The following is an 18,577-nucleotide window of genomic DNA, read 5'->3' on the forward strand; positions in this document are numbered from 1 at the left end:
ATCCCGACCCAAGTACGCCAAGAGCGTCGAGACTCTCTGTTTTTGCCAGTGAAATACGCTTTCCAGTCTCCCAACCAGCGACATCTCTGTGCTTGGGACGGTGGTTGTCTCCCGGTTTTGCCGTGCTCTGTCAACTCACACGTTGGTTGCCTTTTCAGCCTGGGCTTGAACGATGTAGGACCGATCCTCGGTGTACTTTGCGGCGACCATCAGCGCGCGCTCAGTCCCAATTTGGTTGAGCGCCCACGCCGCGCTTGCCCGCACCTCGTCAGCCTCGTCGCTGCCCAGTATATCCGCGAGTGGCTCAATAGCACGGGTGTCACCGATGAGTCCGAGCGCGCGGGCAGCAGAGGACCGAACCTCTACGTTGTCGGCCCCAAGTCGTTTAGCAACCGGCTCCGTCGAGTCTTCGCTGCCAATCATGCCAAGGGCGCGTAACGTGATTTTTTCGAGTGCCACGTCACCGCCGCCAAGGAAATTCTCCAGCGTCCCACAAGCGCGTTCGTCTCCAATGCGCCCGAGAATGCGGACTGCCTGGTTGTTCCGGCGCTGTGCCAACCCGGCAACCTCGTCATAGGCCTCTTCTGGCGCGATATGCTCTAATGAGTCGAGGATGTTTTCTTCCATGAAATCGGAGCCAAGCTTGTCGAACGCGGAGAGAATTGGTTCAACTTCCCCGCGTTTCTCGTACATCTTGATCGCTGTCCACTCAGGTGGGAAGTCTTTCCGATTCTCCGATTCGAGTACGTCATAAAATCCTTCACGGCGAAGCTGTTCACGGACTTCAAGATCCGAGAACAGTAACACGTCGTCGAGTTCACTCTCCAGGGTTTCGGCGCTGTCAAGGAGTTCCTGTATCTCGCTTTCGTCGGTATCTGGATGAAAACCACTGTCGGCAATCTCCTCACGTACCGTTGCTAGCGTTTCTGCGGCGTCTGCCGGTGTCTCACCAGATCCGCCGTACGAGCCTGATAGAACTACTGTCGCGGTGTCAACATATGAGTTGACAGCTGTGACAACGTCTGGTTTACCTTCTTTTGCCCACTCGCTTGACGTGATAGTTGACTCCGCGCTATCGAGAGCGTCAGTCACCTCCGCGAGGTAAGGGCCACGCTGTTCTTCGATATCATCTCGAAGCGACGAGAGTCGGTCTTCGAACCCGTCGCGTGGGTTGTCTTTGTCCTCGTCTTCGTTTTCGTCTTCTTCATCCTCGTCTTCGAGTTCTACCGCGAACGTCGCGTCGTTGAGGTCCGATTCGACCTCGTCGAGCAGTTCGTCGGCCTCGTCGAGGGCTGCCTCGGTGTCGGCAGCGTCGACTGCCTCAGCGGCCTCGTCGAGTTGTGTCTGGAAGACCGTCGGGTCGGCAGGGTCGACTACATCAGCATCTTCAGTGTCCTCGCTGTCCCCGTTGCTCATGGCTGCATCTCTGATTGTTTCGGGCAAAGGCGTTTCCCTTTCTCGCGACGCTGGAAAAACCGTGGCCCATATATGAGTACACTCCTGAGAGTCACGTATGGAACGCCGAACGTTCATTGCGACCGTCGGCGGCGGCATTACAGCTGGTCTTGCAGGATGTCTCAACGTTGATGGCGACCCAACCGGTGAAAATGAGGTCGGAATGACTATCTCTAAATTCCGGCCCGAGTCTCTGACTGTAGAACCCGGCACGACGGTCACCTTCATCAACACCAGCTCACACACTCACACGGTGACGGCGTTCGAGAACGCAACCCCGGAGTCGGTCGGGTTCTGGTCGACTGGTGAATTTAGCTCACAACAGGAAGCCATAGAGCAATGGCGTGACGGTGGTGGCGGGGGCCTTTCACCAAACGACGAGTTCTCAATCACCTTTGAGGAGCCAGCAACGTACCCGTACTTTTGTATCCCACATTACCGGCCCGAAGCAGGTACTGGGATGGAAGGACGCATTATTGTCGAATCGTGACCTCTCTCAGAGTCTGATACAGTGCAGTGTGTATAAGTAAATATCTGCCGTAATGGCGACTATGGGTGAGGAAAATCAGAATACCAGCGATGAGGCGTTTATCGAGCGGTTCGTTCGGCTTTCTGTCTCGATTGTTGTCATGGTTCCTCTCACCGTGGTCGTCGGCTACGGCGGCTGGTTACTGTTGAGTATCACTGCAACTCTCGGTCTGTACGACCCTGAAACCGAAACTGGCGAGTTGCTTCGAAAGCGGTTAGCCGAGTGGCCCGACCGGAATCGCGAAGTGATGCGGACTGATGGTGTGGCGGAGCTACCATTGAAGCCATAATCTATGACAACGTGATGACTATGGCTCAGATGTCCCGAGAAAATAAAACGGCGTCTCCTGACTCAAAATACCCTGTCAAGTAGTCTTCACTCTCGAAGCCGTGGCGCTTATAGAACTGCTTTGCCCTGTCATCAGCGGCATGTGCTGTCAGCCTCACTCTCTCGATGCACAGCTCATCCAGATATAAACAAGTCTCTGTGATGAGTGTAGAGCCAATTCCGTTTCCTTGCCGAGGTGGCGCGACAGCAATCTCTAACAGAATTGCTTCCTCGTTGCCAGCGATAAAGAGTGTGTATCCGATGGGCTCCCCATCGTCCGCGACGAGTAGTTCAGGTGGCCCGTGGACCGCAGTGCCAAGCAACTCTGGTGAAGGCTCTGCAAGCGTCTGCTTCTGGATGGTTCGTAGTGTGGGATGGTCGGCTGGACGGCCTTGTCGTATCTCTACCATATTAGAGTGGTAGGTTGAGCATTCCTGCAAGTCCGGCACCGACGATTGCTGCGGCAACTGTTGCAAGGAAGTTGACGCCTTGATTCCCGAGGAATCGCCCTTCGAGAGTTGCACCGAGGAAGCTGTCGACTGTCATCCCAATGACGCCGGCAAAGACGATAACACCCGCGCCAAGAGTTGCCACCTCGTCGAATGCAAACCAGCCAATACTCGCGACCAGAGCCGCTCCGAGGAGACCGATTAGTTCTCCTTGCCAGGTGACAGCGCCGTCAGTTCCGGGTTCGACGACTTCTAGAGTGGTGACGAGTCGTGGATTGTCATAGAGGCCGCCAATCTCACTGGAGAGTGTGTCGGCGAGAGCGGCACCCACTGCACCGGCGAATGCATAGAAAAACACCGCCTGTGAGACGTCATACTCAGTACTGACAGCTCCTGCAAGTACTGCAACTAGCGCGACCAGCGAGTTGGCGAGCACGTTTCCTGTCCCGCGTGCACCCTCATTTTCCTGTGCGATGCCACGGTCGAGTTTCCGGTCGAAACGGAACTTTGAGGAGAGCCCCCCAATACCGAAAAAAGCAATAAGCATTGCAAACCACGCATAGTCTCCAAGAACAATAGTCAACAGCCCCAACAAGACTCCAGTGAGCATACCAGGGAGCGATGCTGTTTCGAGCGTATACGAAGTGTATCCGAGGATGATGGTGACGGCTAGTGCGACGGTGATACGGGTTACTGAAATCTCGAGGGGCAGCGTCGAGAACAACCAGAGCATCATCGCGACAGCCACCATTACGAGTGCGTCGTCACGCTGGTATAGCAACTGCTGGAGAAGCGCAGCAAAGAGGGAACCACTGGCAGCGAGAAACGCAGCCAGCGGAGCGCTGACCGACTCAGTCGTCAACTGAACGGCAAGGAACTGCCCGGCTGAGGCCGCCAGAAAGCCGGCGAAGACAAACCCTGCTGTCGCCCTCACCTGTTCGTATTTATATGCTCGGACAACTTGCCCGCCGAGGTTGCCAAAAACGAGCAGCAGAATTGTCCCGACATAGACAGATGTTGGCATCCCAAAGCCGACGGTAAGGGTTGCCAGTGCCGCCGCCGCAAGCGAGAACACTGCTAGACCATAGAGCGATCCATTGCGCCGGTCGGCGGGACGTGCGAACAGTTCGAAGAGGGTATTCTCCGGTCCCGCAGTGAGCGCAAGTGCGGCCACAAGCAGAAACGGGCCGATTGCAGCGACAGTCGCTACTGCCGGCTCCTGAACCCCGAGTACCCATGGCCCAACGAGTGCGAGACAGCCAACCAGCGCGAATGCGACTGCGCGCCGGACTGCAGTTGTCACAATCGTCCGATATTCCCGAGTGGCACTTACGCTTTCCGAACCTGTCCGAAGACTGGTCAGCCAAGAACAAGGGTATTTCAGAGTGGCCCAACACACTCTGCTTTGTGGGACTCTACGACAGGTATCTCGCAAGCAGAGTCCGATTCGCCGACGAGGAGCTACCGGAGACAGTCGCGCTCGTCATCACGGAACGTGACCTGCTCGAAGACGGAGCCTACACGTCAATGTCTGCCTTTCTGCAGTGGGCATTCGAGTACGGTGCCAAACAGGTCGTCGTCTATGTCAGTGTGCTCGACGAGGAGGCCATTCCAACGCTCGAACGGGAGTTCCAACACGTCGATACGCCCCACGAGCTTGCAGTCCGCACACCGGATGATGAGAGTCAGGCTGAGACACCCGTTCAGGTCAGCATTGGGCTGGGTGGCAAACATGAGTTTGCGACTGCTGTTCAAGCCATCGCGGAGGATGTCGAGGCAGGCCATCTCGACCCGGAAGATGTCACAGAGGAAGATATCGAGCGCGGTCTGATATTCCCGACAGCCCCGGATCTCGTCATCAAGACTGGTGCAGAACGTCTCTCGGATTTCATGATTTGGCAGTCGGTATACTCGGAACTGTACTTTAGTGATGTTAACTGGCGCAACGTCCGCAAACGTGACTACTTGCGCGCACTCCGTGAGTATCAGGACCGTCAGCGTCGATTCGGTGAGTAACTGTCAGTCGACGACTTCTTTATCCTGCATATCATCAGGATGTTCCTGCTCTGCAACCGGTAGCGCGCTCCGGAACCGATTGAATGTCTGTCTGGCATCTGGACAGGACTCTGTTCCAAGCGCATGAAGCAGTTCGCGGGCGCGCCGAGCACGGGTCTGCCGCCACGAGCGCTCGCGGTGTTCGTATGTTCGGATGCTCCGGAGGAAATCAATCCTACTAAACTCGGGCCAGTACGGCGTCGAGAAGTAGACGGCCGCCTCGTTTCCGTTGGCCTGCCAGGGAAGGAAATTCGATGTTCGCTCGTCGCCACCGCTTCTGACAATCAGATCAACATCATGAGTCGGGCCGTCGTACAGCGCCTTCTCGACGGTAGTGACGCCAATACTGTCCGTGTCTAGCTCGTTGTCGGCTACCTCTTGGGCAATCGTCCGGGCGGCCGTAAGCATCTCGGCCCGACCGCCGTATGCGAGTGCAATATTCAATAGGAGTCGGTCGTATTCTTCAGTCTGGTCTCGTGCGTAGGCGATTGCATCTTGTACCCGGTCGGGGAGGCGATGGGTTTCACCAATAGCACGGATACGAACTTCTTGATCATGAACGCGGTCGGCGTCGGCGAACTCGCGTAGCTTCGAGGCGACGAGGTCGAACAACTCCTCGCGTTGCTGCTTTGGTCTGTCGAAGTTTTCCGTCGAGAACGTGTACAGCGTTACTTCTTCGACATCTAGCTCATCACACCACTCCAGCAGAGCCTCGGTCGTTTTGGCACCCGCTCGATGACCGTCGCTTGGCTCACCGCCGTGCTGGCTTGCGTATCGGCGGTTCCCATCCTGAATAACAGCGACATGTGTCGGCGTTTTAGAAATTTCACGCTCAAGAATATGTTCATACAGGGAACCGGTCCACTCACGCAGACTGGGCAACATTCGTCTCACACAGACTAACCATTCTTCGGGTAAGAGTTTTGCGTTAACTAGCCTAGCAGCACGCTCTTGGGTGAGGGACCATAGGCTTTTAATACATCCGCTGCGTCTGCTTAAGCGCAATGGCAGAAGGTACGGTTGATTTCTTCAACGACACTGGCGGCTACGGTTTCATCGATACAGAAGATGCAGACGAAGACGTGTTCTTCCACATGGAAGACGTCGGCGGTCCTGACCTGGAAGAGGGGCAGGAAGTCGAATTCGAAATCGTCGAAGCCGACAAGGGCCCACGAGCAAAGAACCTCGAGCGCTTGTAGACGCGACCAGCGGTATCGCTCTGGTTATTCCAGAACCACCGCAGGTGTAGTGTCCGGTAGCTCCAACGGGAGCCGCTCACCTGCATTCTTCAAATCGTGACCCCTTTGACCAGCGGCGCGTAGAGACAGATATGGAAGAGACACTGGAGTCTGACCTCGTCCGGCGGACGTGGGAGCTGTTACAGCCGGGTGATATCGACCTTGATGGACTGGTGGTCGAGACATCGCTGGCAAACGATCAGGAGCCGGAGATGCACCAACAGACGGTCAAAATTGGAGAAATAATCGCGGACCACGCTGGCCACGACCCACGCGACACGTTCGTTTACTCGGGAACCGATGACACTGAGTATGCTTCGAACCAACACCAGGGGCTTACCCTTGATGACGAGAAGTTCGTCTGGGAGTGTCAGCAACTACTCCGTGATGGCTCGTTCGATATCGTGATTTATTTTGAGGCCAGCATTGAGACAGAAGCGCTTCTGTCCACGCTCGGTGAGAGAGGATACGACGTGATGTACGTTCGTGGTGACGCTGACAGTCCTGATGAGGCTGTTGGGACATAACGCAACTGGCATTTTCAAGAGGCGAATATCGCCCGCTGTAAGTGGTATCTTCAAAAGTTGGGACACTGCGAGATTTTTAAACCAATGCAGGTCAGAGAAGAGAGTATACACTTCTATGTATTACACGGCGAGTTCGTTTCGGGGCGTTTGGAAGGCTTTAGATAGGAGGAGTCAAAAGTCAGTGACGAACCCGTGGACGAACGCTTTCTGTACCGTGGTGAGTCTGTATGATGACTGACCAAACTCTCATTGTTGGAGCGGGCGTGTCACACCACGAAGCATCGCTCGACCAGCTGGAATCGGCATCGCTTGAAAGCGAGTCCGAGGCAGTCGAGACACTGCTCGCCGAGCCAAGCGTGACCGAAGCGTTCGTCATGCAGACGTGCAACCGAATTGAAGCATATGTTGTTACCAGTGACCAGTCGGCGGGCCAGCGAGCCCTCAAAGCGATCCAACACGCCGACGCCTGGAAACTAGCTCGCCAGATGGACCACGAAGAAAGCCTTCGCCACTTGCTCCGTGTCGCCGGTGGTCTCGAATCGATGGTTGTCGGCGAAGACCAGATTCTCGGACAGGTCCGAGATGCCTACGAAACCGCACGCCGAGCAAGCGGTATCGGTCCGATTCTCGACGATGCGGTTACCAAAGCAATCAGAGTCGGCGAACGTGCACGGACGGAGACGGCAATCAACGATGGTGTCGTTTCGATTGCCAGTGCGGCTGTCAAACTCGCCGCTGAAACGCATGGGCTACATGGTACTAGAGCCGTCGTTGTCGGTGCCGGTGAAATGGGGACACTCGCCGCAAAACATCTTGTCGGTCGTGTCGACGAACTTCTTCTTGCTAACCGAACAGTCGAACGCGCACAGCAGGTTGTGTCAACAATTGAGACACAGAAGACCACCGTCGAGGCGGCAGGCATCGACTCGCTCTCTGGCCGGCTGGCCGCCGCTGACGTGGCTATCTCGGCAACAGGAAGCCCGAGTTGGATACTGGAGCCGAACGCGTGCCGAGAAATCGGCGAGACGTTTATCGTTGATATCACGCGCCCACGAGACATTCCACCGGTGGCCGACACGTTCGACCACCTTCGTATCTATGACCTCGATAAACTCGAATCGGTGACTGATAAGACACGAGAGATGCGACACGAGGCTGCCGTTCGTGTCGAGGAAATTGTCGAAGAGGAGTTCTCTCGGCTGATGGCTGGCTACAAGCGAAAGCGTGCAGATACGGTCATCTCGTCGATGTACGAAAGTGCCGAGCGCATCAAAGCCGCTGAGTTAGAGACAGCTTTCGAGAAGGCTGATTTCGACGAAGACCAGCGCGCTGTCGTCGAGGCGATGGCTGACTCAGTGGTGAACCAACTGCTCGCCCCGCCGACCAACAGCTTGCGGGACGCTGCTGAAGAGGATGACTGGTCGACTATCCAGACCGCCCTCCAACTGTTCGACCCGAATTTCGAGAGCGCACCGGCCTTTGTCGACGAAATGGACCTCGACGAGATTCCCGAGAGTGTTCGTGACCAGCTTCCCGCGAACTTTGCAGAGCAATCCGACGACTGACTGCCAACATCAGCGGCCGAACTGTTTTGAGGCTGGCATCCGACCATTACGATAGCATGGCAGATCTACTTTCGGACGAAGAAATCGAGGAAAAACTCCCTAAAGGATGGAATCGTGAGGGAACAGAAATCGTGCGAACGTACGAGTTCGACTCTTATCTTGACGGCGTTGGGTTTGCGGCCGGCGCAGGTGGCGTCGCAGAGGACGCCTGGCATCATCCTGAAATAACAATCACCTACGGCTCGGTCGAAGTCAGGCTCACGACACACGACGCCGGCGGAATCACAGAAAACGACATGCAACTGGCCGAGCGGTTCAACGATATCTACGAGTAATCCGGCGACAGCTGTCGGTTCACTCCGACCGGTTGTGTGTCTCAGTAGCACGACCGGCTGTGTTTTAATCGGTTTGCGCGCTGACATCACGGTATGGATTCCAGTTCCCGACGGGCATTTCTCACGACAGCAACCGGGGGCATGACTCTCCTTGCGGGGTGTACTGACGTACTCTCGGGCGACGATTCCGATGCCCGTGACGACGCTCGGCACAGTGCTGAAAACGTTCAAGAGAATGCTTGGACGCCGGCCGCGGCGTCTGACGAGTCTGTCGAATCTGCCGATGTCACTGGTCCGAGTGACGACTCGGAAAGTGACGGAACCCTCCCACTAAAAGACCCAGAAATTTCGGTCCCGTACGAACTGACAGCGCTCGAAGAAGATGCTATCAGCGGGGGCGTCCCGAAAGACGGCATCCCTTCTATCGATGAGCCGAGCTTCGACGACGCTTCTCTGGGTGACGAGAACATGGATGACGGTGATCCGGTGTTTGGCGTCGAGATTGATGGGATCCAAAAAGCCTACCCGCAGTACATTCTCGTCTTCCATGAAGTCGTTAACGACACGTTTGGTGACAGGAGCGTGGGTGTCACCTACTGTCCGCTCACGGGTTCTGTACTCGGGTTCGAGCGTGGCGGCGTTGAGCTTGGTGTTTCGGGCATGCTGGTAAACAGCAACCTCATCATGTATGACCGCAACACTGACTCGTGGTGGCCACAGATTCACCCAGTCAGCCCACTGGGCGAGCGAAACGGGCTCCGTCTCAGGGAGTTTCAGGTAACGTGGACGACATGGGGTCGATGGAAGGAGGCGTATCCAGATACACAAGTGCTAACAGAAGACACGGGCCGGGTCAGGAACTACGGCTCGGACCCCTACGGCAGCTACAACCCTCCAAGCGGCTACTACAGCGACAGTAACACACTGTTTGCACCTCGGCACGAGAACGATGAGTACCACCCAAAAGACGTGTTCATCGGTGCCAGAAGCGGGGACGGTGCGGTCGGATTCCTGAAGGACTCGCTTCGCGACAGGCGGCTGTTAGAGACAACTGTCGATGGTACTCCATATCTCGCTGCATACCACGAACAACTCGACTCGGCGTGGGTATATCGCAACGACGAAGGGGTCATGTTCGACGCGACTGACGACGGCTACGAAGGACCTGATAGCACGATTCACGCGGCTGATGAGCTCCCACTCACGTCCGTTAACGCGTTCGACGTGCTGTGGTTCTCGTGGTACGGCTACTACCCAGAGACAACAATCGTAGCATAGGTCAATCATTCAATGACACGCAACAGACAACGATTCATGTGGATACGAGAGATTCCAAGTAGCGTCAAACACCGCCTGTATCTGACAGGGTCGCTGTCAGTTGGACTCCTGACACGCAGAGACACCGTCGCGATATTCTTTGGTCTCGTGGTCGGATATCTGTCTATCTTCCTGTATATGATGAACGATATTGCGTACAACGTGAGTGCTGGGTTCAGCTGGAGTGTTCCGGTGTCCGAACCACTCTCGCTCATGTTTGAGCAGGGACCAGGCCAGTTCAGCTACGAGGCTATTGCGTTCGTCGAGTTGGGGGTCCTCACGTGGACGGTTTCGCCGATTAACACGCTTATCGGACTGTTCCTCGCTTCGCTTGTTGGGCTGAACCTGTCGCTCACCTATCTCGCAGTGACCCAGCCGGCGGCCTGTGGTCTCGGCGCAGGTAGCGGTCTTCTTGCGTCAGTGCCGGCGTTGTTGGCCGGAAGTACCTGCTGTGCCCCCGTTATCGCTGTCGTCTTTGGTCTCCAGATGAGCGGCCTCTTGCTGACGGCGTTTAGCTGGCTCCTTCCAGTTAGTGTCGTGTTACTACTGGGTAGCCTCGTCTATGTTGCCGGGTCCGTTGACCCGACAGCGGTTACGTAATTGCTCGAAACCTGGCTAATAAGCAAAAAATACCGCCATATCAGGCACAAGGTACTTAGCTCGTTTGGTGCCTAGAAACAAAATCCGATGGATAGTGCTGAATACGACTTCTGGTTACTCGATCTCGACGGGACGCTGGTCGACATTGAGCAGCCGTACATCTACGACGTGTTTGAAAAAGTTGGACAAAAGCTCGACGCATCTTTTACCGACCGCGAAGCAGAGTTGCTCTGGTACGGCATCGGCCAAGCGCGAAACGACCTGCTCGCCGAGAAGCTTATCGAGCGAGAGACGTTCTGGGATACTTTTCATGAGATTGAACAACCCGAGACCCGGGCAGCAGCAACATATCTCTACGACGACGCATCATCGTTCGTTCCAGAACTCGACGGGCCAGTCGGTGTCGTGACACATTGTCAGGAGTATCTTACTAGACCGGTTCTTTCTGCACTCGACATCGAAGACTGGTTCGACACCGTCGTCTGCTGTACTGACGAGACTGGCTGGAAACCAGACCCAGAACCCGTACAGCGGGCAATGGATGACCTTGGTGTGGGACAGAACGGCCATGTGGGTGTACTCGTCGGTGATGACCCACAGGATATCGGAGCTGCACAGAATGCGGGTCTCGACTCAGTCCATGTCCGGCGACGCGTCTACGAGCGGCTCAGTCCACGTCTTCGAGACGAGGGGGAGGTCCTCTCGATGGGAGCCGACAGGCGGGTCTCAACTCTTCGGAATCTGTAACATGCCCTCGGTAGACACCGGGGGGTTTTTCGCTCCTGCGTCCTAACAGTCTCATATGTCAGCGCTCCGTGAGGCGTTGCGGGAACTTCCCGACGCCGTCTTTGGCGATGTACTGGAGAGCGACGACGCATATATACTCGTACTCGACGTTCCTGGCGTAGGTGTCGGGGACATTGAGCTATCGGTCGACCATGGGCTCCTTTCGGTTGCGGCGTCCCGAACGCAGGCGGCCCCGGCCGGGTTCGAACCTGTTGTTGAACGGAGAGAGACGGAACTCTCCTTCGAGTTCCCGCTTCCAATGGATGCGACGGGTGAGGACGCCGAGGCCTCGCTAGAGGATGGTGTTCTCGAACTCACCGTGCCCAAACACACCGCTACAACCACAACGACGATTCCCGTGACGGAGTAGAGAAGTGTGGTGTCGGTGAATCTACGAGCATACCGGCGGTTCGTGGTCGTCTTCTGGCAGTTCCTGCCACTGTTGGTGGCATATGCCCGCGACCGCCGCCGGTTCCTGCTGTTTGGCAGTTCGCGGGAGGTTAGCGCCGAGCAACGCCGCAAGCGCGCGGCTACGCTGCTTGATTCGTTGATTACGCTTGGCCCGACGTTCATCAAACTCGGTCAGTTGCTTTCGACCCGGCCAGACATCCTACCCCCGGAGTATCTCTCGGAGTTCTCCCGACTGCAAGACGATGTCCCGCCTGCGGACTGGGAGGAAGCAAAAGCGGTACTCGAAGCCGATGTCGGGCCGGTTGAGACAGAATTCGACGACTTCGACACCGACTCGATAAGCGGTGCCAGCCTCGGACAGGTCTACATCGCCCGTCTCAATAATGAACCGGTTGCGGTGAAGGTTCGCCGACCCGGCGTCGAGACGCTTGTCGAGTCTGACCTGCAGGTCATTCGCTGGTCACTGCCCCTTCTGATGCGGTTCGTCGATGAAGCACGGTCGTTTTCACTCGAAACCCTTGCCGACGAGTTCGCGAAAACAATCCGCGAGGAGATGGACTACGAGCGGGAGGCGAAGATGCTGGGAGAAATCCAAGAAAACTTTGCAGACAACGACGACGTTCGTATCCCGGCAATCAAGGAGAGTCACTCTACCGGGCGCGTGCTCACGATGGAGTACATCGGCGGCACAAAAATCACGGACCTCAACCGTATCGACGAGCATGGACTGGACCGGTCAGAGCTAGCAGAGCGCCTTCAGCGCATCTATCTTCAGATGATTATCGACGACGGCGTTTTCCATGCAGACCCGCATCCGGGCAATCTCGCAGTCACCGAGGACGGTGCGCTTGTCTTCTATGACTTTGGGATGAGCGGGTACGTTGACCCGTTCATCCAGGACCGTATCGTCGCCTTTTATGGGGCAATTGCTCGTCGCGATATCGACGCAATTCTCGATGCCCTCATCGAGATGGGGACGCTCTCGCCAGAGGCCGACCGCCAACTGATGGCCGAAGTCGCTGAACTGGCGATTCAGGACGCAAGTGGTGAGGAAGTAGAGCAGTATCGCGTCCAGCAAATTGTCCAGCAACTTGAAGATACAATCTACGAGTTCCCACTTCGGTTGCCTCCGAATCTCGCGCTCGTCTTGCGAGTTGCGACTGTTGTCGAGGGTGTCTGTGTCACTCTCGACCCTGAATTTGATTTCATTACGGTGGCGACCTCGTATCTTGGCGAGGAAGGGTACGTCGAGGAAGGCGTCCGGGAGTATATCGGTGACCAGGGTGAACAACTCCGTGAGTCGACAGCATCTGCCGTACGTATTCCTCCGAAACTGGAGTCAGTCTTAGATAAAGTCGAGCGAGACAGTGTCCGTGTGACTGCGGAACTGCAAGACGACAGAAACTACTTTGATTTGCTCGCAAAGCGCCTTGTTATCGGGTTGTTGATGACGGCTGGTGTCGTGTCGAGTACGATTCTTTATGTCTTCGAGGCATTTCCGCTGACTTGGGTGTTCGGAGCTGTGACAGTCGCGTTTGGTGTTCTTCTCTATCGGTCGTTTACCAAGTCTCGGACGCTCAAAGGACAGCCACAGTTCACTCGTCAGCGGATGCGTGACCGTGACGACGGCAGCAGTGACAGTGGACAGATTGGTGTTGCTGTCCCTTCGACGGAGACCGAACAGGTCGATTCCCGAATTCTAGATAGGACCCAAGAGAGTGGCTCCTCCCAGTAGACCGCCGATACCAACAGAGAGGACTGGGGCGACTTGATTCCAAACCGTTTATACTCACAGGTAGTTTACCGAGCCACATGGCAAAACAGCAGACAGAAGTTCGGGAACTTGACGAAGGGAGTTACGTAATGATTGAGGAAGTGCCGTGTGAAATAACAGGCTACAGTACCGCAAAGCCCGGAAAGCACGGTAGTGCGAAGGCACGAATCGAGGCAACCGGCGTCTACGACGGCCAGAAACGCTCGCTCTCTCAGCCTGTCGACGCGAAGATCTGGGTGCCAATTATCAACCGTAAGCAGGGACAGGTTCTCGACGTGCGTGACGGTGAGATTCAGGTGATGGACCTCGAAACCTACGATAATTTCGTGATGCGGGTTGAAAACGACGAAGTTGACCTCGCTCCCGACGATGAAATCGAGTTCCTCGAACACGAGGACCAGCGCAAAATTATCTGATGTTTCCGGGAGCGGTGGCCGATAGAAACGAGGCAGCGTACGCGCTTGTCGGTGCACCGCTAGATGTGTCGACGACATTTCAGCCAGGCACTAGATTCGGGCCTCGGCTCCTCTCACACGTCGCTGAAGCATTTTCTGATTACGACCATCATACCAGCCAACGCTTTACCAACCTCTCAGTCCACGACCATGGGCCAGTCCGGCCGGGAGATGATGCCGAAGAATACCTCCACTTTCTAGAGGGGACTGTTCGTGATTACTGTGAGGAAGACACTGTCCCAGTGGTGTTGGGTGGTGAACACACTGTTTCACTCGCGGGATTCCGTGGAGTTGAGCCGGATACCTACATCTGTCTCGATGCGCACCTCGACTTGCGGGAATCCTACGCCGGGAACCCGCTAAACCACGCGACAGTGACACACCACGCGCTCGATGTCGTCGATGAGGTAGTGTTACTCGGGGCGCGTGCCGGTAGCGAAGACGGCTGGAGCCGCGTAGAGATGGACGACCGGATAACGGTTATCCCGCCCCAAGAAGTCCCAGCGTGGACGCCATCACTCGACAGCGACGATGTTTATCTAAGTGTGGATATCGACGCTGCTGACCCTGGATTCGCCCCGGGAACGGGGACCCCGGAACCGTTCGGGTTGGAGCCACAGACGATGCACAAGGTGCTACGAGAGGTTGCCCCACACTGTGCTGGCTTCGATATCGTGGAAGTCAACGACCGTGATAACGGACAGGCTGCCACGCTTGCGGCGAAACTGCTCCGTGCGTTCGTCTTTGCTCACGCTGATAGTAACTAAGCAGTGAGATTCAGCTTTCCTGTCAGCTTCGATGACCTGCTAAGCTCTTAGTGCATACCACTGGGTAATCGCACACAGCGGCTAGGATGAGTGTTTTCGTACAGCTACTGACGGTTGATTAGGTACTGTTATTAGGTAACAAAAAAACATGATAACCTGAGTCTCTTGGCGCTGGGTTTTTGAGTCGACAGGTCACTTTTTGGAGTATGGACCATCTCTCTTCGTGTTACTTCTGTGGGATTGCACTGGAGAATCCGGTACAGAGCTACGACCTTTCGGATGACTCTTCGTCGAACCAGACGACAGTGACACTTTGTTCGTCTTGTAAGGAAAAACTCGGCATCGTCCTCGAAGCTGCCGGGCAGGGGTCGCTTACACCAGTCACTGACCCGACTGGTGCCACGACGACAGCAGACGACAGGACTGTTGTACAGGACTCCACATCGAGCGACGCTGATTCGGGGTTGGCCGGGGATGAACACGACTACACTCCGACCGACTCGTTGACGGATACGAGTTCAACCGAAGCCGGCGAACCACACGACACCACCAAAGCCGATAGTGAGAGTGAGACTGTAACTGAGAGCACGGAACCAAACAAAGATGAAACAGCTGTCGACAAAAAAGACAGAGTGAAGACCGCTGTTGGGGAACAAACTAGTGAGGCGACGACTGCTGAACAGGGTAGTGATATGCAAGCAGATGCTGAGCTGGCCAGCAAGAATAACCTTGGGAATGAGACGCTCGGCGAGGAGCTTGACGACCCATTCGAGGATGACGAGTTCCTCGAGGACGACCCGCTTGGTTCGGATGGAGACAGCACAGCGGCTGACACCCTGACTGAAGCTGAAACTGGAGCACTGGCCGAGGATACCGACAGTCAACTTGGTTCTGAGGAGGCCATCGATACAGAACGCGAACCCAACACTGCCGACGATACAGCCCACTCGACAGCAGAGAGCGACCCATCAGAATCGACAGCCGACTCGATTGAGTCGGATACTCCCTCAATGCAAGCAGAAGACGGGTCGAATGAAGTGCCGGCGACTGAGGGGAGACAAGAGGATAGCACAGTTGATAGCCAACCGACAGCTGAGCAATCCGGGACAGGTGATGGCGGTGAGAGAGAGTCGGACCAGACACCGTCTGAGACGACAATCTCCGCGCTTGAGTACAACAGAGTCATGCGCATGTTACAAAACCGTGAGTTTCCGGTCAACCGCGAAGAGATTATTGTCGTCGCCGCCAACGCCTACGACCTTGCCGAATCAGAGTGTGCTGAGGTCATCGACCTTGCTGTCGACAAGGACCTACTTGACGAGCGAAATGGGAAACTATACCGCCCCGAGAAGGAGTAAGAGCCAGAGCGCTAGCGATCTCGTTACTCGCCCCAGACATCTGAGAGCGGGTGGTCGCGTTTGCGCTCACTTGTCGAGCGCGTTCCCGAACGCCGTTTTTCTTTCTGGAACGACTGCCGGCCGTCACGTGTCTCTTGTACTGCCTTGTCCGGTGAAAATGTCGGCAAGGTCGGTCGCTCCATTCGGTCAACTTGGTCGGCGAACCAGTGGGGCATATCCGTCCGTGCTCGTTCGAAGAGGTCGACCAGTGAGGTGTCTCCAAGATACGTCGCGCCGTAGTCGTCCGGCGAACGGACAACACGACCACAGGCCTGAATCACCGTCCTGAGTGCTGTGCGGTAGTACCACCCCCATTGGCCCTCTTCGAGTCGGTGTTCGACCCGTGAGTCTCGCGTGTTTGGATACGGTGCTTTACAGAGCAACTGCCAGCGACACAGGTCGCCTTCAAGATCTAGTGCTTCCTCCATTTTGACCGATAGAAAGACCGTCGGCTCATCGCTTCGCTTCCACGCTTCAAGTTGCCCATCGCGATCCTCCGTACTGTGGCTACGAACTCGTTGGCTGACGCCAAACTCACCGAGTAGCGTCTCCAATCGCTCCTGTATTGCGTATGAATGACAATGGACGAGCCCTTTCTCATCTGGGTGTCGTTGCATGAGCCGAACCAGCGTCCGGGCAATCTTAGGAAGCGTCTCGTCGCGGTGTTCGTAGGTCATCTTTCCTTGTGTCACATCGTAGAGCGGGCGGTTTTCGACAGGGAATGTATGGGGTACATCGACCAGTGCAACAGTATCAGGGTCGAGCCCGACGCTTGCACAAAACGACTCCCGGCTGAGAATTGTCGCCGATAATAAGACAAACGTTCGGCCACGGTCCCAGACCGTGTGTGAGAGGTATCGTTCCGGGCTCATTGGCTTGATTGTTACCTGTGTTCCTTCGCCGTCGGGTTGGTCGACGACCCACGTTGTCGAACTCTCAGGGTCCTCGTACTCCTCAATGAACCACGATAGGTCCGAGCGCAACTCAGTCAGTCGGTCTCGCTTTCCGACCTCGTCGGCCGAAAGCTCAACATTCCCGCGCAAGTTCTCTAATCCACGGTTACAGATAGTAACGAGATACTGTGCGTAGTCAGCGGCGTCGTCAAGCGTTGCGATTCGGTCCGGTTTTACGTCATTCCAGGCTGGCACCCTATCAGGGCTGAGTTCGATTGTTGCATACATTTCTGCCCAGTCTCCGAGCCCATGAGCCTCATCAATCACGACCACATCACGCATGCCGAACACATCCGAGCCGGCCGTTTGCATGAAATAGGCAAGCGTCATCGCCGCAATCGAGCGGTTGGCGGCGATGGCACGGTCTGAAAAGTACGGACAGCGGTGTTTGACTTGGCAGTCGAATTCGCGTTCACGGACACATGGTGCGCGGTTGACTGGCGTCGAGGTTTCGCCTGGAAGGATACAGCTGTAGTTGTTCTTTCCACGAATGATATTCAGGTCTTCGAGAAGTGGGTCGCTTGCTACGTCATCGAGTTGAGAGACCTGTGGTGTCGTGTAATATGATCCGATTGGCTCTTCTGGCCCTACCTCGGCGGGTGTCGCTGCACAGCCGGCTATTGCGCGGGCAAGCAGTGACTTTCCACTACCGGTCGGGGCGCGGACTAAAACGACGTTGTTACCCTCAGTGAGTGCTGTCTGGATGTCTCTAAGCGCCTGTTTTTGCGCGCCGCGGTAGCTAGGCGCTGGAAACTCATCGAAGATGCGCGACGGGTCCACGGTGATAGTGGTGTCTCGGTCAGCCTTAAACCCCGGGATAGGAACGTTGCTCTATGGGCATCCACAACATATCATACGTGACACGCAACGACATTTCACAGGTGTCTAATCGCTGTTCTCTTCTGTTGTCACGTATCCCTCAGCGAAGCACGGGTGGTCGAGGTCCTCACTTCAGAGCCGGTGACACAGCTACGTACTGTAATCCTTGTCTCAGACTAGTTCGCCGTGTTCAATTTCGGGCTCGCTTACGCTCTGTTCGTCGCCGCTAATGCTCACGGTCGTCTTTGAGCATTTGCCCGGAGCATACGCCGCTACGTTGCCCACAGTCGAGGTTTCGGCAACTGACGCACGAACTGTGGCAATCGGAAAGTCGTGTGTGACAACGAGAACAGTCTCGTCGCGGGCATTCTCACAAAGCCAGCGCCACTTAGTAAGCACACGCCTACGCGCCTCATTGTGGTTTTCGCCACCACGAGGGTGTGACGAAAGTACATCGACATCGCTACGTGGTGTGTTTCGCTCACCCACCAGTTCGAGTTCCTCGTAGGCGAGTCCCTGAAAGATACCTGCCTCCCGTGGTCCCCACGCTGGGTCGACGGTGCCAGAGTGTGCAACCCCAGCGAGACGGACGAGAGCAATCGTCTCACGTGCGGCGCGTGTCCCTGCAGTGTATACTCGGTCGAACTCGTAGGCTGACGCCAACTCACGGCCAATACTTTCGACAGCATCTCGACCAGCCATCGTCAGCGGCACTGGGGCGAGCCCGTGGAGCCGGTTCTGTTTATCCCATTCCGTTTCGCCGTGTCGAAGCAATACGATTTCTGTCATTGTTGTGAGGGTGAGCGCCAACCGGCATG

Annotated in this window: 21 protein-coding genes; 15 read left to right on the forward strand and 6 right to left on the reverse strand. The window is 55.9% G+C overall.

Annotation, left to right across the window (positions count from 1 at the left end; genetic code table 11):
• Positions 1 to 135: 135 nt before the first annotated feature.
• Complete coding sequence (locus tag N5098_RS02775; protein ID WP_267636173.1) at positions 136 to 1,416, reverse strand: HEAT repeat domain-containing protein; 1,281 nt, start codon at positions 1,414 to 1,416, stop codon at positions 136 to 138.
• A gap of 97 nt (positions 1,417 to 1,513) precedes the next feature.
• On the opposite strand from N5098_RS02775, the gene N5098_RS02780 reads away from it, so the two are divergent.
• Entirely contained in the window at positions 1,514 to 1,945 is a 432-nt protein-coding gene (locus tag N5098_RS02780) for a cupredoxin domain-containing protein (RefSeq protein ID WP_267636174.1), read from the forward strand.
• A gap of 61 nt (positions 1,946 to 2,006) precedes the next feature.
• Positions 2,007 to 2,273, forward strand: coding sequence for a hypothetical protein (locus tag N5098_RS02785; RefSeq protein ID WP_267636175.1), 267 nt, complete (start codon positions 2,007 to 2,009; stop codon positions 2,271 to 2,273).
• A gap of 25 nt (positions 2,274 to 2,298) precedes the next feature.
• Here N5098_RS02785 and N5098_RS02790 read toward each other — a convergent pair whose 3' ends face one another.
• Together N5098_RS02790 and N5098_RS02795 are read right to left on the reverse strand one after the other, a co-directional pair.
• Entirely contained in the window at positions 2,299 to 2,721 is a 423-nt protein-coding gene (locus N5098_RS02790) for a GNAT family N-acetyltransferase (RefSeq protein WP_267636176.1), read from the reverse strand.
• Between the two features lies 1 nt (position 2,722).
• A complete protein-coding gene (locus N5098_RS02795) occupies positions 2,723 to 4,063 on the reverse strand; it encodes a DUF92 domain-containing protein (protein ID WP_267636177.1) in 1,341 nt (446 codons plus the stop codon).
• Between the two features lie 104 nt (positions 4,064 to 4,167).
• Between N5098_RS02795 and N5098_RS02800 the strand changes: the two genes are divergently transcribed.
• On the forward strand, positions 4,168 to 4,776 hold the full coding sequence (locus N5098_RS02800) for an undecaprenyl diphosphate synthase family protein (RefSeq protein WP_267636178.1): 609 nt from the start codon (positions 4,168 to 4,170) through the stop codon (positions 4,774 to 4,776).
• A gap of 3 nt (positions 4,777 to 4,779) precedes the next feature.
• Here N5098_RS02800 and uppS read toward each other — a convergent pair whose 3' ends face one another.
• Positions 4,780 to 5,700: a polyprenyl diphosphate synthase gene (gene uppS, locus N5098_RS02805; RefSeq protein ID WP_267636179.1), complete on the reverse strand. Its 921-nt coding sequence runs from the start codon at positions 5,698 to 5,700 to the stop codon at positions 4,780 to 4,782.
• Between the two features lie 119 nt (positions 5,701 to 5,819).
• Here uppS and N5098_RS02810 point away from each other — a divergent pair, with 119 nt between their 5' ends.
• The 12 genes from N5098_RS02810 (at position 5,820) to N5098_RS02865 (ending at position 15,948) form a co-directional block, all read left to right on the forward strand.
• On the forward strand, positions 5,820 to 6,014 hold the full coding sequence (locus N5098_RS02810) for a cold-shock protein (RefSeq protein ID WP_092704245.1): 195 nt from the start codon (positions 5,820 to 5,822) through the stop codon (positions 6,012 to 6,014).
• Positions 6,015 to 6,145: 131 nt separating this feature from the next.
• The gene (locus N5098_RS02815) at positions 6,146 to 6,580 is read left to right on the forward strand and encodes a DUF5778 family protein (RefSeq protein ID WP_267636180.1); all 435 of its coding nucleotides are present in this window, start codon (positions 6,146 to 6,148) and stop codon (positions 6,578 to 6,580) included.
• 227 nt (positions 6,581 to 6,807) lie between these two features.
• Complete coding sequence (hemA, locus tag N5098_RS02820; RefSeq protein ID WP_267636181.1) at positions 6,808 to 8,145, forward strand: glutamyl-tRNA reductase; 1,338 nt, start codon at positions 6,808 to 6,810, stop codon at positions 8,143 to 8,145.
• A gap of 56 nt (positions 8,146 to 8,201) precedes the next feature.
• Positions 8,202 to 8,480 (forward strand): 4a-hydroxytetrahydrobiopterin dehydratase, encoded by a 279-nt coding sequence (locus tag N5098_RS02825; RefSeq protein ID WP_267636182.1) that lies wholly within the window; start codon positions 8,202 to 8,204, stop codon positions 8,478 to 8,480.
• Between the two features lie 93 nt (positions 8,481 to 8,573).
• Positions 8,574 to 9,758 carry a DUF3179 domain-containing protein gene (locus N5098_RS02830; RefSeq protein WP_267636183.1) on the forward strand — a complete coding sequence of 395 codons (1,185 nt, stop codon included), beginning with the start codon at positions 8,574 to 8,576 and terminating at the stop codon, positions 9,756 to 9,758.
• 12 nt (positions 9,759 to 9,770) lie between these two features.
• On the forward strand, positions 9,771 to 10,397 hold the full coding sequence (locus N5098_RS02835; protein WP_267636184.1) for a hypothetical protein: 627 nt from the start codon (positions 9,771 to 9,773) through the stop codon (positions 10,395 to 10,397).
• A gap of 87 nt (positions 10,398 to 10,484) precedes the next feature.
• Positions 10,485 to 11,144 (forward strand): HAD family hydrolase, encoded by a 660-nt coding sequence (locus N5098_RS02840; protein WP_267636185.1) that lies wholly within the window; start codon positions 10,485 to 10,487, stop codon positions 11,142 to 11,144.
• Positions 11,145 to 11,199: 55 nt separating this feature from the next.
• On the forward strand, positions 11,200 to 11,553 hold the full coding sequence (locus N5098_RS02845) for an Hsp20/alpha crystallin family protein (protein ID WP_267636186.1): 354 nt from the start codon (positions 11,200 to 11,202) through the stop codon (positions 11,551 to 11,553).
• Between the two features lie 15 nt (positions 11,554 to 11,568).
• Positions 11,569 to 13,329 (forward strand): ABC1 kinase family protein, encoded by a 1,761-nt coding sequence (locus N5098_RS02850; RefSeq protein WP_267636187.1) that lies wholly within the window; start codon positions 11,569 to 11,571, stop codon positions 13,327 to 13,329.
• 77 nt (positions 13,330 to 13,406) lie between these two features.
• Positions 13,407 to 13,784, forward strand: coding sequence for a translation initiation factor IF-5A (locus N5098_RS02855; RefSeq protein ID WP_267636188.1), 378 nt, complete (start codon positions 13,407 to 13,409; stop codon positions 13,782 to 13,784).
• Complete coding sequence (locus N5098_RS02860; protein WP_267636189.1) at positions 13,784 to 14,590, forward strand: arginase family protein; 807 nt, start codon at positions 13,784 to 13,786, stop codon at positions 14,588 to 14,590. Before N5098_RS02855 ends, N5098_RS02860 begins: the two co-directional genes overlap by 1 nt.
• Positions 14,591 to 14,796: 206 nt before the next feature.
• Positions 14,797 to 15,948 carry a hypothetical protein gene (locus tag N5098_RS02865; protein WP_267636190.1) on the forward strand — a complete coding sequence of 384 codons (1,152 nt, stop codon included), beginning with the start codon at positions 14,797 to 14,799 and terminating at the stop codon, positions 15,946 to 15,948.
• A 23-nt stretch (positions 15,949 to 15,971) separates the two neighbouring features.
• Here N5098_RS02865 and N5098_RS02870 read toward each other — a convergent pair whose 3' ends face one another.
• Both N5098_RS02870 and N5098_RS02875 read right to left on the reverse strand, forming a co-directional pair.
• Complete coding sequence (locus N5098_RS02870; RefSeq protein ID WP_267636191.1) at positions 15,972 to 17,720, reverse strand: helicase C-terminal domain-containing protein; 1,749 nt, start codon at positions 17,718 to 17,720, stop codon at positions 15,972 to 15,974.
• A 210-nt stretch (positions 17,721 to 17,930) separates the two neighbouring features.
• Positions 17,931 to 18,548, reverse strand: coding sequence for a histidine phosphatase family protein (locus N5098_RS02875; RefSeq protein WP_267636192.1), 618 nt, complete (start codon positions 18,546 to 18,548; stop codon positions 17,931 to 17,933).
• Positions 18,549 to 18,577 lie beyond the last annotated feature (29 nt).

The organism is Halovenus rubra, assembly GCF_026586665.1.
GTDB classification, from domain to species: domain Archaea; phylum Halobacteriota; class Halobacteria; order Halobacteriales; family Haloarculaceae; genus Halovenus; species Halovenus rubra.

Bases quoted from the DNA above. Each gene is read 5' to 3' on its own strand.
- N5098_RS02810 (WP_092704245.1), top strand. From the start codon at position 5,820: ATGGCAGAAGGTACGGTTGATTTCTTCAACGACACTGGCGGCTACGGT.
- N5098_RS02785 (WP_267636175.1), top strand. From the start codon at position 2,007: ATGGGTGAGGAAAATCAGAATACCAGCGATGAGGCGTTTATCGAGCGG.
- N5098_RS02825 (WP_267636182.1), top strand. From the start codon at position 8,202: ATGGCAGATCTACTTTCGGACGAAGAAATCGAGGAAAAACTCCCTAAA.
- N5098_RS02875 (WP_267636192.1), bottom strand. From the start codon at position 18,548: ATGACAGAAATCGTATTGCTTCGACACGGCGAAACGGAATGGGATAAA.
- N5098_RS02790 (WP_267636176.1), bottom strand. From the start codon at position 2,721: ATGGTAGAGATACGACAAGGCCGTCCAGCCGACCATCCCACACTACGA.
- N5098_RS02830 (WP_267636183.1), top strand. From the start codon at position 8,574: ATGGATTCCAGTTCCCGACGGGCATTTCTCACGACAGCAACCGGGGGC.
- hemA (WP_267636181.1), top strand. From the start codon at position 6,808: ATGATGACTGACCAAACTCTCATTGTTGGAGCGGGCGTGTCACACCAC.
- N5098_RS02815 (WP_267636180.1), top strand. From the start codon at position 6,146: ATGGAAGAGACACTGGAGTCTGACCTCGTCCGGCGGACGTGGGAGCTG.
- uppS (WP_267636179.1), bottom strand. From the start codon at position 5,700: ATGTTGCCCAGTCTGCGTGAGTGGACCGGTTCCCTGTATGAACATATT.
- N5098_RS02835 (WP_267636184.1), top strand. From the start codon at position 9,771: ATGACACGCAACAGACAACGATTCATGTGGATACGAGAGATTCCAAGT.
- N5098_RS02840 (WP_267636185.1), top strand. From the start codon at position 10,485: ATGGATAGTGCTGAATACGACTTCTGGTTACTCGATCTCGACGGGACG.
- N5098_RS02860 (WP_267636189.1), top strand. From the start codon at position 13,784: ATGTTTCCGGGAGCGGTGGCCGATAGAAACGAGGCAGCGTACGCGCTT.
- N5098_RS02775 (WP_267636173.1), bottom strand. From the start codon at position 1,416: ATGAGCAACGGGGACAGCGAGGACACTGAAGATGCTGATGTAGTCGAC.
- N5098_RS02865 (WP_267636190.1), top strand. From the start codon at position 14,797: ATGGACCATCTCTCTTCGTGTTACTTCTGTGGGATTGCACTGGAGAAT.
- N5098_RS02855 (WP_267636188.1), top strand. From the start codon at position 13,407: ATGGCAAAACAGCAGACAGAAGTTCGGGAACTTGACGAAGGGAGTTAC.
- N5098_RS02780 (WP_267636174.1), top strand. From the start codon at position 1,514: ATGGAACGCCGAACGTTCATTGCGACCGTCGGCGGCGGCATTACAGCT.
- N5098_RS02845 (WP_267636186.1), top strand. From the start codon at position 11,200: ATGTCAGCGCTCCGTGAGGCGTTGCGGGAACTTCCCGACGCCGTCTTT.